Source organism: Vibrio sp. Vb1337, assembly GCF_033338715.1.
Taxonomy (GTDB): domain Bacteria; phylum Pseudomonadota; class Gammaproteobacteria; order Enterobacterales; family Vibrionaceae; genus Vibrio; species Vibrio alginolyticus.
Genome location: NZ_JAWOTD010000008.1, coordinates 215,397 through 231,946, shown reverse-complemented (window position 1 = coordinate 231,946; position 16,550 = coordinate 215,397). Strand labels below are relative to the sequence as shown.

Genomic DNA, 16,550 nt, shown 5'->3' with positions numbered 1-16,550 from the left:
AACTTCAATGGCGAAGTGAGCCTAGATGTTGTCGTGGTCGATGAAGACGGTGCGACGGATTCAACTACCGCAGGTATCACGGTACTTGAGGTGAACGATCCACCAATTGCCGGCGCGACCAGCTACTCAGTGAACGAAGACGAAGTCATCACCATTAGCTCTGAGCAGCTATTGGCGAATGCTTCTGATGTTGAAGGCGAAGTCGCGATTGATAGCGTCAGCTACAGCGGCTCTGACGGTATCTTTACTGACAACGGCGATGGCACATTCAGCTTCGCGCCAAACGAAAACTTCAACGGTGATGTCAGCCTTGATGTGGTTGTGACTGATGAAGATGGTGCAACGGTAGCAATCAATGCAAGCATCGATGTATTGCCAATCAATGATGCACCGGTATCAGGTGATTTGGCTTACAGCGTGGATGAAGATGGTTCTATCACTCTCAGTCAAGAGCAGCTTCTTGCACAAGCGGGCGATGTGGATGGTGATGATCTAACCGCATCCAACCTGACTGTTGACGGTAATGCGACCGTTGTTGCGAATGACGATGGTAGCTTCACTATCACACCAGATGCAGACTTCAATGGCGACATTGATCTGAGCTTCGACATTACCGACGGTGATGCAACCATTCAAGCGACTGCCGATCTGACTGTAAACCCAGTGAACGACCTACCAACGGTTGGTCAGCCACAGTTCGTCACGCAAGAAGACACCAGTTTCACCTTCACCGAAGAGCAACTGCTGCAAAATGCAGGTGATATCGATGGTGATAACCTAACGGTTGAAAATGTTGCTTCTGACAGCGGTACCTTGGTTGATAACGGTGACGGTACGTACACCTTTGCACCGAATGAAAACTTCGATGGCAACGTGAACGTAACGTTTGATGTCAACGATGGCACTGCAACGGTTCCTGCTGAAGCGAACATTGACGTTCAATCTGTGGTTGATATGCCAGAGCTTTCGATTGCTTCGGACTTGGTGATTGCGTCTGATAACTTCGAGTCTGGCTCGAACGGTTGGAACGCGAACACTGAGAGCTCACAAGGCTTCGAAACGGGCGATATGCTGGGTCGTATTGGTGGCACTGGCGGTGATGAAGCGGTAAGCAAAACTTACGATATTCCAAGTGATGTCAACGAAGTGAATATCTCGTTTAGTTTCTACGAAATCGATTCTTGGGATGGCGAGTCGTTCCAAATCTTTGTGGGTGGCGAACAGCTAACCACCTTGGAGAACTCCGCGTTCCGTACTCAAGATGGTACGACAACGCTTTACGATTCTGACGGTAACGAAGTGGGTGAAGTGATCCACGGAGCCTCTCAACGTGAAGGCTTCAGTGGTTGGAACGACCAAGCACACCAAGTGAACTTAACCGTTCCGGTGGAAGACGGTCAGCTTCAGTTAGGCTTTGGTTCTACGCTAAACCAAAGTATTCCTGACGAGTCATTCGGCATCGACAACATCGAAATCACGGTAGCGGACGCGGATTACCAAATCATTGGTACCGAAGATACACCAGTGCCGCTTGATATCGATGCAGCATTGACCGATACCGATGGCTCAGAAAACCTCTCTATCTTGATTGAAGATGTGCCAGAAGGCAGCTCACTATCAGCAGGTGTTGATAATGGCGACGGCACTTGGTCACTACAACCAGGCGAGCTAGAAGGGCTAGAGTTTATTCCTTCTGCAGACTTCAATGGCGATGTGACGTTAACTGTGAACGCTACGTCTACGGATGTGGATACAGGTACAACGGCGACAGCGACGCAAGATGTGACGATTCATATCTCGCCAACCAATGACGCACCAGAAGTGACGGGTGATATCACGGCGGTAACTGCCGAAGACAACAGCATTACGCTGACTCAAGAGCAGTTACTTGAGCATGCCGTTGATATTGATGGTGACGACCTAAGCGCAATCAACCTGAGCACCAATGATGAAAATGCAACGGTTGAAATGAACGAGGATGGCAGCTTCACCATTACTCCAAGCGAGAACTTCTACGGTGACATCGAGTTCACCTACGATGTGACTGACGGGGAAGAAGTGGTCGCGGCTGGTCTCGACTTAACAGTAACACCAGTCAATGACGCTCCAGAGCCACAAGATCAAGCGTTCACAGTGGGTGAGGACGGTATTCTTACCTTTACAGATGCAGACCTATTAACAGGCGCGACGGATGTAGAAGGTGACAACCTAACAGTTGAAGGCGTGACTTACACTGGCGCGGACGGTGTCCTAACCGACAATGGTGACGGCACTTACAGCTTTGCACCAAACGAAAACTTCAATGGTGACGTGAACTTTACCTTCGATGTTTCCGATGGCACGGATACCGTGACCGCGAATATCGATGTGACAGTCACACCTGAGAACGATCCTCCGGTGGCCGGTAGCACGTCTTACACTGTGCATGAAGACAACTCGATCACCATCAGTGATGAGCAACTACTGGCTAATTCGTCTGATATCGAGGGTGATGTTGCGATCAGCAGCGTGAGCTACAGCGGTAACGACGGTGTGCTAGAAATTAATGGCGATGGTACTTACACCTTCTCACCAAACGAAAACTTTACAGGCGATGTTAGCCTAGATGTTGTCGTGGTTGACGAGGACGGCGCGGTTGATACAACAACAGCGGGAATTACCGTTCTTGAGGTGAATGATCCACCAATCGCAGGCACAACCAGTTACACCATTGATGAAGATGAAGTTATCACCATCAGCGCAGAACAGTTGTTGGCAAACTCTTCCGATATTGAAGGTGAGGTAGCACTAGATAGCGTGAGCTACAGTGGCAGCGAAGGTATCTTTACCGACAATGGTGATGGCACGTTCAGCTTTGCACCAAACCAAAACTTCAATGGTGAAGTGAATCTTGATGTTGTAGTCGTGGACGAAGATGGTGCGACCGCTTCGACGACGGCAAACATTGATGTTCTGCCAATCAATGATGCTCCAGTATCGGGTGATTTGGCTTACAGTGTCGACGAAGACAATTCAATTACGCTTAGCCAAGAGCAGCTTCTTGCTCAAGCATCGGATGTAGAAGGGGACGCGCTAACCGCGACTAACTTAGTGGTTGACGGTGATGCAACGGTTACTGCAAACGATGATGGCAGCTTTACCATTACGCCTGATGCGAACTTCAATGGTGACATTGATATCACGTTTGATATCAGTGATGGCAGCGATACTATCGTTGCAACGGCTGACCTAACGGTTAACCCAGTCAATGACTTGCCGCAGCCAGAAGATCAAGCGTTCACCATTGGTGAAGATGGCGTGTTGACCTTCACTGACCAAGACTTGCTTGATGGTGCAACCGATATCGATGGCGATGACCTATCGGTAGAAGGTGTCACATACACTGGCGCGGACGGTGTCCTAACCGATAACGGTGATGGTACCTACATCTTTGCTCCAAACGAGAACTTCAATGGTGATGTGAACTTTACATTCGATGTTTCTGATGGCACGGACACCGTGACCGCGAATATCGATGTGAGTGTTACGCCAGAGAACGATCCTCCGGTGGCAGGCAGCACGTCTCACACTGTGCATGAAGACAACTCGATCACCATCAGTGATGAACAGCTACTAGCGAACTCATCGGATATTGAAGGTGATGTATCGATTGATAGCGTGAGCTATAGCGGTAACGATGGTGTGCTAGAAATTAATGGCGATGGAACTTACACCTTCTCACCAAACGAGAACTTTACAGGCGATGTTAGCCTTGATGTCGTCGTGGTTGACGAGGACGGCGCGGTTGATACAACAACAGCGGGAATTACCGTTCTTGAAGTGAACGATCCACCAATCGCAGGTACAACCAGTTACACCATTGATGAAGATGAAGTTATCACCATCAGTGCAGAACAGTTGTTGGCAAACTCTTCCGATATTGAAGGTGAGGTAGCACTAGATAGCGTGAGCTACAGTGGCAGCGAAGGTATCTTTACCGACAATGGTGATGGCACGTTCAGCTTTGCACCAAACCAAAACTTCAATGGTGAAGTGAATCTTGATGTTGTAGTCGTGGACGAAGATGGTGCGACCGCTTCGACGACGGCAAACATTGATGTTCTGCCAATCAATGATGCTCCAGTATCGGGTGGCTTGGCTTACAGCGTCGATGAAGACGGTTCAATCACATTGAGTCAAGAGCAGTTACTGGCACAAGCATCGGATGTAGAAGGCGATGCACTAACCGCTTCCAACCTAGTGGTTGACGGTGATGCGACGGTTACGGCTAATGACGATGGTAGCTTTACTATCACGCCTGACGCGAACTTCAATGGCGACATTGATATCACGTTCGATATCAATGATGGCAGCGATACTATCGTTGCAACGGCGGACCTAAAGGTTAACCCAGTTAATGACTTGCCGCAGCCGGAAGATCAAGCGTTCACCATTGGTGAAGATGGCGTCTTGCTGTTCACTGATGAAGATCTGCTTGATGGCGCAACGGATATCGATGGCGATGACCTATCGGTAGAAGGTGTGTCTTACACTGGCGCAGATGGTGTCCTAACCGACAATGGTGATGGCACGTACAGCTTCGCGCCAAACGAAAACTTCAATGGCGACGTGAACTTCACCTTTGATGTTTCTGATGGCACGGATACCGTGACCGCGAATATCGATGTGACAGTCACACCTGAGAACGATCCACCGGTTGCGGGCAGCACGTCTTACACAGTGCATGAAGATAACTCGATCACCATCAGTGATGAACAGCTACTAGCGAACTCATCGGATATTGAAGGCGATGTTTCGGTTGATAGCGTGAGCTACAGTGGCGCAGATGGTGTGTTCCAAGACAATGGTGATGGTGCGTACACCTTCTCTCCAAATGAGAACTTCAATGGCGAAGTGAGCCTAGATGTTGTCGTGGTCGATGAAGACGGTGCGACGGATTCAACTACCGCAGGTATTACAGTACTTGAGGTGAATGATCCACCAATCGCAGGTGCGACAAGTTACTCTGTCAATGAAGACGAAGTCATTATCTTCACGGAAGAGCAACTGTTAGCGCAATCAAGCGATGTGGAGGGCGACGTGAGCCTAGAAAGCGTCTCTTACAGTGGTAGCGACGGCATTCTAACGGCGAATGACGATGGCACTTACAGCTTCGCGCCAAATGAAAACTTCAACGGTGGCGTAAGTCTAGACGTAGTAGTGGCTGATGAAGACGGTGCAACTGCGACAACCAACGCGAACATTGATGTCTTACCAATCAATGATGCTCCGGTATCTGGCGACTTGGCTTACAGCGTCGATGAAGACGGTTCAATCACATTGAGTCAAGAGCAGTTACTGGCACAAGCATCGGATGTAGAAGGCGATGCACTAACCGCTTCCAACCTAGTGGTTGACGGTGATGCGACGGTTACGGCTAATGACGATGGTAGCTTTACTATCACGCCTGACGCGAACTTCAATGGCGACATTGATATCACGTTCGATATCAATGATGGCAGCGATACTATCGTTGCAACGGCTGACCTAACGGTTAACCCAGTCAATGACTTGCCGCAGCCGGAAGATCAAGCGTTCACCATTGGTGAAGATGGCGTGTTGACCTTCACTGACCAAGATCTGCTTGATGGCGCAACGGATATCGATGGTGATGACCTATCGGTAGAAGGTGTCAATTACACTGGTGCCGATGGTGTCCTAACCGATAACGGTGATGGTACCTACAGCTTTGCTCCAAACGAGAACTTCAATGGTGATGTGAACTTTACCTTCGATGTTTCTGATGGCACGGATACCGTGACCGCAAATATCGACGTAAGCGTGACGCCAGAGAACGATCCACCGGTTGCAGGCAGCACGTCTTACACGGTGCATGAAGACAATTCGATCACCATCAGTAACGAGCAGTTATTGGCTAACTCATCTGACGTCGAAGGCGAAGTCGCGATTGATAGTGTCAGCTACAGCGGCGCAGATGGCGTCTTCCAAGACAATGGCGATGGTACGTACACCTTCTCTCCAAACGAGAACTTCAATGGCGAGGTCAGCCTAGACGTTGTAGTTGTCGATGAAGAGGGTGCGACAGACTCAACCACTGCGGGTATTACCGTTCTTGAGGTGAACGATCCACCAATCGCAGGTGCGACAAGTTACTCTGTCAATGAAGACGAAGTCATTATCTTCACGGAAGAGCAACTGCTAGCGCAATCAAGCGATGTGGAAGGTGACGTGAGCCTAAAAAGCGTCTCTTACAGTGGTAGCGATGGCATTCTAACGGCGAATGACGATGGCACTTATAGCTTCGCGCCAAATGAAAACTTCAATGGTGGCGTAAGCCTAGACGTAGTAGTGGCTGATGAAGACGGTGCAACTGCGACAACCAACGCGAACATCGATGTATTGCCAGTCAACGATGCTCCGGTATCTGGCGACTTGGCTTACAGTGTCGATGAAGACGGTTCAATCACATTGAGTCAAGAGCAGTTACTGGCTCAAGCGGGTGACGTAGACAGCGATAATCTAGAAGCAGTGAACTTAACCGCGGTAGCCAATGCAACCGTTGTTGAGAACCAAGATGGTAGCTTTACGATTACGCCTGATGCGAACTTCAATGGCGATATCGACCTAAGCTTCGACTTGATTGATAACGATGGTGCGAGCGTGGAAGTGGGCGTCGACCTAACGGTGAACCCAATTAACGATGCGCCGCAATCAACGCCAGTGAATATTGCTGGCACCGAAGATACCACCATTCTTATCACGCAGGACATGTTGCTTGCTAATGCAACAGACATCGACAACACCTACGACGAACTGTCTGCTGTCGACCTAGTGATTGATGAGCAATACGGTGACTTGCTAGACAACAGTGATGGCACTTGGTCATTCACTCCGGCTGAGAACTTCAATGGTGATGTGCCAATGTCGTTCGGTGTCAGCGATGGTGATTTAGTGACGCCGGTTGAAGGCAATCTAAACATCGAAGCGGTTAACGATGCACCAGAAGCGCCAACCATCCAGATGCAAGGCGAAGAAGATGTGGTCATGGTGATTGACCCTGCTTACATCGCTGATCAAGTTACGGATCTTGATGGTGACGAAATCAGCGTAGAAAGCATCACGGTTCGTGCGCCTGCAAACGCGACATTAACCCAGCAACCAGATGGTATGTACCACTTGGTAACCACTCAAGACTTCAATGGTTTGGTGGAACTGGGCTACACCGCGACGGATGGTGAAGAAGTGGTTGAAGGCTCGTTGAATGTGGATGTCATTCCAGTCAACGATGCTCCATTCAATGTGGGTAATGCCTTTATGGCAACCGACGAGGATGGCGCATTCACCTTCGACGCTGGCGACCTGATGAACTTGTTCGGCGACATTGACACTGAAAACCTAGTCGTATCACGCATTATCACCGCAGAAGGTGAAGATGGTGGTGAGGTAACAGACAACGGTGACGGTACTTGGACGTTCACACCGACTGGCGATTTTGCAGGGGTTTCTGACTTGCAAGTTGTGGTAAGTGACGGTGAGTTTGAAACAGTACTTGATGTACCAGTGTTTGTTCGCCCTGTTGCGGATGGCGCGGTCATCACAACCGACCATGATGGTCCGTTAGTCTTCGGTGAGGACGAAACGGGTCACCTAGGCTTGAATGTTGGTCTGATCGACGATTCAGAAACACTGAGTAACCTAGTGATGACTGGTTTCCCTGTTGGCTTCGAAGTTACGGATGGTGTGAACACCATTACCATTACGGAACCGGGTCAATACATCGACTTGAACGAGTGGGATATTTCAGACCTGCAAATGACGCCTCCGGCTGACTTTAATGGCGAGTTCTTCGTAACCGTGACCGCAACAACGGTGGATTATGGTGACGAGCCAGAAGAGTTCGAAGATGGCATCGATTCAGGTGACTTCGAAACCCTAGCGGGTGAGCCCGTTATCCTAACCGCTGATGACCTAATCGGATTGGCAGAAAACGTAGACGCTGACGCGGGTGATGAAGTGAAATTTGTTCACCTAGCTGACCGCAGCCAAGGTGAGATTGTCGATAACGGTGATGGCACATGGACATTCAATCCAGCACCAGGCTTTACTGGTGAAGCGGATATCGCTTACGTGATTGATAAAGACGGTGTGCTTCATGATGAGCAAACGGGTGTGGTCGTGAAAGAAGACGCACCACAAGAGAATGCTTCTCCAGAAATCGACAGCATTTCTACCACAGAAATGGCAGCGGATGGCACCTTGTCGTTCACCAATGATGACATGCTGTCGACCTTGAGCGATGCAGAAGGCGACAGCTTGAGCATTGAGTCAGTGAGCCTAATGGAAGGTCAAGGTGTGATAGAGACCGATAACCAAGGTAACTACCAATTCACACCAGCAGAAGGCTACACCGGAGATGTTCAAGTTGGCTTCATTGCAACTGACGGTGAAAACCGCATTGAGAGCTTCTTTAATGTCGACATCCAAGGTGAAGGTGAAACCACTACCAGCGAAGGCTACGCACTGGCTGATGATGGTTCACTAACACTAACGGAAGCACAGTTGATTGATGAACTTGGCATTAGCCCTTCAGCAGAAGTGTTGGATGTCGCCGATGCAAACGATGCTGGTTTCTTTGCGAAATCAGGTGGTGAAGAGTGGACATACTGGCCGAACGATGACTTCGATGGCAATTTGGCTATGGATGTTCAGGTCAACGACAATGGTGAAGTATCGACTCAGAATCTGAGCATCCAAGTTGCGGACGATTCAGCGCAAAGCGACGAGCCACAAATCCAAACTGCTCAAGCATCAGCAGAGCAGCAAGTTGGCGAAGCGCAACAGCCTGAAGAGCAAGCAGCAAACGGTGCAGACAGTGAAGAGGAGAGCGCAGCTGATGTGACTGCAGCACCAGGCGATACCATTTCTATCTCGGTTCCAGATGAGGTCAGCGGTAACGAATCGGTGGATTATGCAGAAATGTCCGGTCTACCTGATGGCGCATCGGTAAGCAACGCACTGGATAATGGCGATGGCAGCTTCACATTAAGTGGCAACCTGAACCAACCAGTATCGGTTGACCTACCAGAAGGTTACGAAGGTACGAGCGAAATCCAATTCCAAGGTTACGACGAATTGGGCAGCGCAGTAGAAGGTGCGAGTGGCACAGTTGAAGTTGAAGTCGATGATCAATACACCATGCAAGGTTCTGCTCAAGATCAGCAACCAGATATGGCGGGTATGGAATCTGGCGGCAGCGACTGGACAAGTGCAGGAGGTCAAGATCAAGGTGTTGACTTCACGGATGACTCTGGCAGCTTCGACTCGGATACTCAAACAGGTACTGACCAAGGCAACGATTTCGATCAAAGCTCAATGTAACCAGTCCTAGACGAGGGCAGTGTCATTGCTTCCCGAACCAAAGCCATGCAGAGCCTACTTTGCATGGCTTTTTTGTTGGTCTTCTTTCTATGAGCTCTAGAAAAAACTTGGAAATTGAAAAAAGTATTCTTAGCTAGTTTATACCCAAGTAACCTCGAGATGTTAGGTTCAGCGAGAATGGCTTGGTTTGTAGACGCGGCGGCGATTTAAAGGTCTAGTGGGTCTAAATCAAGAATCGACAACAAAGTATACAAACCAAGACAGCTCGCCCTTCGGGAGCGTGTCATTGACTCGGTTTCTGTGTCAAACAACGTGGAAAGAGCTGACTATTACGCTGCGTTGTTTTCCTTGACCCCGAATCAATGACAACGCTCTGAATCCTGCATCTTGAAGTCACTTGGGTATAAGAGTCATTTACAAGGAGGAGCGACATGTACCGTTATGTTAGTTCACCAAAAGCGTCGAAGTACATAGTACCGCCGCCACTGCATCGCGAGTTGTCGAGTATCGATGTACCAGAGTCGGAACTTGAGATGCGTGAAATTCTGAACAATTGGTTTACCGATGGATTGGCGCCGATCATTCAAAATGAAGACAATTACATCTCTGCTAATGAGCAACAGCGCTTTAAGCAGCTCAGCCGCACGGTGGGTGTGCTACTGCGTAATAAAGATTACTACTTCGCCACTAAGCGGATTCTTTCGTTGTGGGATCAAGACTGCTTAGAAACGACTTACGTTAATTATCTGATTTTACGTAGTGAGCGCATACCATACTTCAAATAAGCCCTATTTATCGGCTTAAAATAGTGATTTACATGGTTTTCTTAGTAACTTTTGATACCAGTATTTAACATTTTTGTAAACATCGTTATATTTAAGGCTCATCGTTGTCAGGAGTTTATGGATGAACCTTACGATATCAGGGAAGTTGCAGCTCAGTTTTGTGCTGCTAGCCGTACTTTTTATGGCATCAGCGGTATTCACGTATCGCAACGTCACTACCGTAGAGCAATACGCCTCTTCGTTACTTAAATCCGATTTACCGACCGTCGACACCAGTCGCGGTATCCAACAGTCCGTTCAAGCGTCGCTGTCTTCTATTCGAGCCTACATGTTGCTAGGTGGCGATGAAGAGGCGAGCGCACGTCTGAGTGAGGACGTACGCAATATCATGGCTTCTACAGACGAGTCGCTTCCAACGTTGCAGGCTCTGATCTCTGAACAGGATTTTCAAGCGATTCAAAGCCAGTGGGACGCGGTAAAAGTCTCTTTGAACAAGCTGATTGAACTTAGCCACAGTGATGAGAACTTACCCGCGCACAACCTCTTTATTAACGAAGCGGCACCCATTGCAGAAGTGGCACTTGATCAGCTTCAAAGCTTAATCAATGAAGAGTCAGGAAACCCATTTGGTGGAGACAGAAAGCGTTTGTTTAAAGTTTACGCGGATAGCTATACCTCGCTCGCCAATGCACTGTCTGCTCTGCGAGATTTCCTGTTGTACGGGCAGCAAGATCATCTGGACAAATACTACGACTTGATTAAGTACCACAATCAGTCTGTGGCGGAAATCGACAGTAAACTCGACAGACTGACTGATAACGACCAATCATTGTGGTCACTGTTTAAAGAAATGCAGCAACTGTACTTTCCTTTAGCAGAGCAGGTAATTGCATTGCGTCAGTCGCCAGAGTGGAACGAATCAAACTTGCTGATGGCGAACGAACTGTTGCCAGCAGCGGATGCACTAGACCAAAGCTTAGAAACGATCGTATTGGCTCAGCAAAGTCGTGCTGATCAAAGTGGACAGGGTATTAATCAGTCGATCAAGAACGTACTCACCACTATGTTGATTGCTGCGGCATTGGTTTTGATTGCCGCAGTAGCGATTTCAAAATACATGGGCAATACCATTGGTCGCCGAGTGAAAAACTTATCGGAGCGAGCCAAGACGATCGCTTCAGGAGATGTTTCTCAGCCTCCGTTAACTGTTGTTGGGAAAGATGAATTGGCAGACCTTACCGATTCGATTAACCGCATGAACCAATCGTTAGCGAGCATCGTGGCAGGGGTGAGTGAAAAAGCGCACCAGGTGGATACCAGCATGGGGGCTTTGTTGGAATCGGCGCAAGTCACCTCATCGAATGTAGAACAGCAACAAACCAGCATTGTTGAAATGGGAAGCCAATTGGATGAAATCGCTTTAGCCGCGCGTAACACTCTAGATCAAGCCAATCAATCGGTGCAGAAGCTTTCTGATTCAAAAGGCGAGATTGAACAAGGTCGTGATGCTTTAGAGCAAAACAAAGTCACCATGGAAAGCTTGCATGGCAGCATTGAAACCGCGAGTACGCAAGTGACGCAGTTAAGCAAAGAGAGCGAAGCCATTGGTCGAGTGACGGAAGTAATTGAAGGTTTGGCAGAACAAACTAACTTACTGGCATTGAATGCAGCGATAGAAGCAGCGCGTGCGGGTGACCAAGGACGAGGCTTTGCGGTTGTGGCGGATGAAGTACGTATGTTAGCGACTCGCACTACTCAATCGACGACAGAAATCAACGGTATCATCAATGCGATTCAACGCTCGACCAATTCGGTGGTAGAGGAGATTGAACACAGCCAATCACTTGCGGAGCAGGGCGCTGAGCACATTGAAAAAGCGGTAACTCGTTTGCTTGTCACGACCGAGCAAATTGGTTCTTTGAATGAACAAATGGCAGAACTTGCGGCAGCGGCAGAGCAGCAATCTCATGCGACCAACTCGATCACTGGATTGATGTCCGGTATTACTCAATCAGTGGATGAGGTTTCGAATACTAGCCAACGTGCATCAGAGACATCATTGCAGGTAAAAGAGCAAGTTACCGAGCTGAATCAACAGATGGCAACTTTTAAAACGGCGTAGATAAGGTTTACGTCTGTTCATCTACTTTTGAACGTTAACCAAATAGTAAAAAAGCCCCAATCCTTTTTACACAAAAAGGGTTGGGGCTTTTTGTTGGATGATACGCCGATATTCGTCTGCTTGCTCATTGGATTTAGCTATTTAAATCATAGTTAAAACCAAATTTTCTTCACCGAGCCGGAGTCGTAATATGACTCCATCGGCAGCAAATACTGCAAAAGAATTTTTAAACTTTATACCAATCCCGGTAAGAGAATAGTTCGTTACTACGATTGGTATCATCCTTCTAGGAGCAAGATTATGAACAAACAAGTAAGCCTAATTGGTCTAGACAGCGAACAATCAGCACAACTAGCTCAACAGTTAAATCAACTGCTAGCGCATTACCAAGTGTTGTACATGAACTCTCGCGGTTACCACTGGAACATTAAAGGTGCGCAATTCTTCGAACTGCACGTAAAATTTGAAGAAATCTATACTGATCTACAAACAAAAATCGATGAGCTTGCAGAGCGTATTCTAACTTTGGGTCATACGCCAGCGCACGCATTCAGCAACTACTTGGAAGCAAGTGAAATTAAAGAACATCAAAACGCGACTTCTGGTGAGGAGTGTGTACAAGGTCTGGTTCAAGGCTTTAGCGTTCTACTTCTAAAACAGCGTGAGATTCTACAAAACGCGGGTGAAGCAGATGACGAAGGTACAGCGGCATTGATGGGTGACTACATCCGTGAGCAAGAAAAATTAATGTGGATGCTTAACGCTTACCTACAAGGCTAAGTGGCGCATCACCCAAGTAATCCTTGGGAACGCATGAAACAATCGGGAATAAGTCATAAGGGGCACGTTGGTGCCCCTTTTTTTGTTTGCGTATTTTATATGTGCGCTTTATTTGCGTGGTAAGGATTCGAAACGGCTCAATAAATCACTGAGTTCATTAAGCGCCAATGAGGCTGAATCATTGAAGGTTTCTTGATTCCCATGGTGCACAAGGCAAGAGGGCATCTGCGCGTTATACGCTGCCTGCAAGTCGTAGAGGTAATCGCCGACATAAAGCACTTCATCAGGCATCAAACGCCACTCTTTCGCCAATACTTGCAGAGACAAAGGGTCTGGCTTGGGCGGGAAGCATTCACGAGTGATGACTCGTTCCACTGAGATTTGGTTGTGTTCTAGTTTGCGCTGCGTGGCGATTTGACAGTTGCGCGTCACGATAGCGGTTTTGATTTCATTTTGATGCAAGTGGGCGAGCAATTCATGGCAGCCAATCATTGGAGCAGACTGCTCAGCATCAGAAATCTCGTAATCAAATATCACGTTATGAGCGTGCTCTCGATGATGAGGGTGCTCAAGTGCGTCGACAAAATCCAATAGATCTTCACTCTGCGGACAACCTAGCTGTTGTCGCAATTCGCCGAAGTTCATATCAGAACTCACCAAGGTGTTGTCTAAATCAAACACCACGGCTTTAATTTTATCGAGCTGTAAAGGGAATGGAATCATAATGACCTCGTACAACTTAACCGAACTATCGTTTTAAAAAACAAAAGGTTATTGTTAAGTTTAGATTCTTCTGCTTAGATTGTACGAAAATAAATCACTAGTACGTCACAAATTAAATAGTCTTAACGATTTTAGTGTTTGATTACCTTTCCTCAAGACGAAATATTTTGCCGCTGTCGGTAGAAAAGTAGATATAACCATCGGGGCTGATGGTTATATCTCTTATTCGCTCACCAAGATTCTCCATTAATCTTTTTGATTCGGTAAGGTTGCCATTATCAATAGAAACCACGTTGATGTGCGCCAGTTTCAATGCGCCTGCGAGGATTTTCCCGTCCAATTCTGGGTATTTATCACCACGGTACAAAATCATATTACTGGGCGCGATAGAAGGGACGTATACCAGCTTGGGATCTTCCATTCCCGGTAACGACTTAGCTTCCCCAACGTCCAACGGTCCCCAATATTCTTTACCATGAGAGACTTTTGCCCAGCCGTAGTTCGCGCCTTTCTTGATTAGATTAATTTCATCGCCACCGCGTGGTCCATGTTCAATCGACCACAGCTGTTTTGTTGCTTCGTCGTAAAACATACCTTGTGGGTTGCGGTGCCCGTAACTCCATATCTCAGGAAGAGCTTGGGAAGGTTTGAATGGGTTGTCTTGCGGAACCGAACCATCAAGGTTAAGGCGCACAATACTGCCAGCATGGGTTTGAGTGTCTTGCCCATTATCACGTTCGCCACGGTCACCGATTGAGAAGTAAACTTTGTCGTCAATAAATGAAATTCGACTGCCGTAGTGGCGACCTGTATCGGTGAAGGCATCAGCAACAAAGAGATCTTTCCAACCTACAAGCTGATTGTTTTGCAATTGCGCCGTCGCTAACGCCACCGTATTGCCTTTGCTCGTACGCTTGCTGTAGGTAAAGAAGAGTTGCGGGTTTTGCTTATCGGCATTCGGTGCGAGCGCAACATCCAATAAGCCGGCTTGTCCACTGGTGTTCACATCGGGAACGTTAAACAGCTTTTGAGGTTTGCCTTTGGTGATATCCAGCAACGAAACCGTACCGTTCTTTTCATTGACGATAACGCGTTGGCTATCTAAGAACTCGATCCCCCAAGGGATCTGAAATCCATTCGCCACTTCGTTAGCGCGGTATTCGGCAGCGTTGGCAGAAAAGGATAAACAAGCGAGTAGGGCAGCAGCAATCGTTCTCATGGTTCCTTCCAATATGAATCGTGTTAATACTTAAAAGCTAACACTAAAAGAGAACGTTTTGCAGAGCATGGATTGTATAAGAATGTAAAAAATCCCCGATACGAGATCGGGGATTGAATTAAGGCTAGAGAATTGTTTATGTAGCGAGATTACATCGCTTCTTCGAAGATCTTAGAAATTTCTTCGTGAGTTGCTTGTTTAGGGTTAGTGAAACCACAAGCGTCTTTCAGTGCGTTGTCTGCTAGTGTTGGGATGTCTTCTAGTTTCGCACCAAGCTCTTTGATACCTGCTGGGATACCCACATCTTTCGCTAGAGTAACGATAGCGTCGATTGCTGCCGCTGCACCTGCTTCAGCAGACATGCCTTCTACGTTTACGCCCATTGCTTTTGCTACGTCACGTAGACGCTCAGGACATACTTGCGCGTTGTAACGCTGTACGTGAGGTAGAAGAATCGCGTTACAAACACCGTGTGGAAGGTCATAGAAACCACCTAGCTGGTGTGCCATTGCGTGTACGTAACCTAGAGACGCGTTGTTGAATGCCATACCCGCCATGAACTGCGCGTATGCCATTTGTTCACGAGCTTCTAGATCTTCACCGTTTTTCACTGCTGTGCGTAGGTAAGCCTGGATAAGCTCAATCGCTTTAATTGCTACCGCATCAGTGATTGGTGTTGCTGCGATAGATACGTAAGCTTCAATCGCGTGAGTTAGGGCATCCATACCTGTTGCCGCAGTTAGCGAAGCAGGTTTAGCTAGCATTAGCTCTGGATCGTTTACCGAGATAAGCGGTGTTGTGTGCTTATCAACGATAGCCATCTTGATGTGACGCTCTTCGTCAGTGATGATGCAGAAACGCGTCATTTCAGATGCAGTGCCCGCAGTCGTGTTGATTGCGATAAGTGGCATCATTGGTTTTGCAGACTGGTCTACGCCTTCGTAATCTGCGATTTTGCCGCCGTTAGAAGCAACAAGCGCGATACCTTTCGCACAGTCGTGTGGTGAACCACCACCTAGAGAGACAACGAAGTCACATTCGTTATCAGTAAGAAGTGCTAAGCCGTCGTTAACGTTGCTGATAGTTGGATTTGGTTGAGTGCCATCAAACACAACGGTTGCTACATCGCGCTCAGTGAGAAGGTCTTGAACTTGTTTGACTACACCGATTTGGTTAAGGATCTTATCCGTAACGATCAAACCTTTTTTAAAGCCTTGAGATTGGATGCTGTCTGCTGCGTCTTTCAAACAACCAGCGCCCATTAGGTTTACCGTAGGGATAAAAAATGCACTTGTCATATTGGATAGCTCCGTCGTTATTTTTAATAATCTTTCTTAATTTGCCATTTACTGTCGCACATTCGTTTCCAGATTGAAGTTGATCTGAAGCAAGTTTACCTACTTAGAGGTACTTGCAAGAGAAAAACTGTGACAGTGATCTTGTTGCACTGCGTATAAGTGCAACACTGATATAAAGTAGAATAAATATGAAACCATGGACGCAAACGATTGGCGGAAATTGACTTCTGACGCGGATATATCTC

General features: G+C 47.6%; 7 protein-coding genes. 4 read left to right on the top strand and 3 right to left on the bottom strand.

Annotation, left to right across the window (positions count from 1 at the left end; translation table 11 throughout):
- From R7E42_RS11710 to R7E42_RS11695, 4 genes are all read left to right on the top strand, one after another.
- Nucleotides 1-9,378: tandem-95 repeat protein (locus R7E42_RS11710; RefSeq protein ID WP_318072694.1), on the top strand; the 9,378-nt coding region annotated here is incomplete at its 5' end.
- Nucleotides 9,379-9,809: 431 nt separating this feature from the next.
- Nucleotides 9,810-10,163, top strand: coding sequence for a hypothetical protein (locus R7E42_RS11705; protein WP_064369168.1), 354 nt, complete (start codon nucleotides 9,810-9,812; stop codon nucleotides 10,161-10,163).
- Nucleotides 10,164-10,284: 121 nt separating this feature from the next.
- The gene (locus R7E42_RS11700) at nucleotides 10,285-12,285 is read left to right on the top strand and encodes a methyl-accepting chemotaxis protein (RefSeq protein ID WP_064369169.1); all 2,001 of its coding nucleotides are present in this window, start codon (nucleotides 10,285-10,287) and stop codon (nucleotides 12,283-12,285) included.
- A gap of 300 nt (nucleotides 12,286-12,585) precedes the next feature.
- Nucleotides 12,586-13,065 carry a Dps family protein gene (locus tag R7E42_RS11695; protein ID WP_005388254.1) on the top strand — a complete coding sequence of 160 codons (480 nt, stop codon included), beginning with the start codon at nucleotides 12,586-12,588 and terminating at the stop codon, nucleotides 13,063-13,065.
- A 108-nt stretch (nucleotides 13,066-13,173) separates the two neighbouring features.
- Here R7E42_RS11695 and R7E42_RS11690 read toward each other — a convergent pair whose 3' ends face one another.
- The 3 genes from R7E42_RS11690 to yiaY form a co-directional block, all read right to left on the bottom strand.
- Complete coding sequence (locus R7E42_RS11690; RefSeq protein WP_005388252.1) at nucleotides 13,174-13,788, bottom strand: HAD family hydrolase; 615 nt, start codon at nucleotides 13,786-13,788, stop codon at nucleotides 13,174-13,176.
- Nucleotides 13,789-13,930: 142 nt separating this feature from the next.
- A complete protein-coding gene (locus R7E42_RS11685; RefSeq protein ID WP_318072692.1) occupies nucleotides 13,931-15,007 on the bottom strand; it encodes a PQQ-dependent sugar dehydrogenase in 1,077 nt (358 codons plus the stop codon).
- Between the two features lie 149 nt (nucleotides 15,008-15,156).
- Nucleotides 15,157-16,305, bottom strand: a complete 1,149-nt coding sequence (gene yiaY / locus R7E42_RS11680; RefSeq protein ID WP_042521463.1) for an L-threonine dehydrogenase — start codon at nucleotides 16,303-16,305, stop codon at nucleotides 15,157-15,159.
- Between the last annotated feature and the right edge of the window lie 245 nt (nucleotides 16,306-16,550).

What these genes read in the sequence shown, in the direction of transcription:
- R7E42_RS11705 (WP_064369168.1), top strand. Translation starts at nt 9,810, where the DNA reads ATGTACCGTTATGTTAGTTCACCAAAAGCGTCGAAGTACATAGTACCG.
- R7E42_RS11700 (WP_064369169.1), top strand. Translation starts at nt 10,285, where the DNA reads ATGAACCTTACGATATCAGGGAAGTTGCAGCTCAGTTTTGTGCTGCTA.
- R7E42_RS11695 (WP_005388254.1), top strand. Translation starts at nt 12,586, where the DNA reads ATGAACAAACAAGTAAGCCTAATTGGTCTAGACAGCGAACAATCAGCA.
- R7E42_RS11690 (WP_005388252.1), bottom strand. Translation starts at nt 13,788, where the DNA reads ATGATTCCATTCCCTTTACAGCTCGATAAAATTAAAGCCGTGGTGTTT.
- R7E42_RS11685 (WP_318072692.1), bottom strand. Translation starts at nt 15,007, where the DNA reads ATGAGAACGATTGCTGCTGCCCTACTCGCTTGTTTATCCTTTTCTGCC.
- yiaY (WP_042521463.1), bottom strand. Translation starts at nt 16,305, where the DNA reads ATGACAAGTGCATTTTTTATCCCTACGGTAAACCTAATGGGCGCTGGT.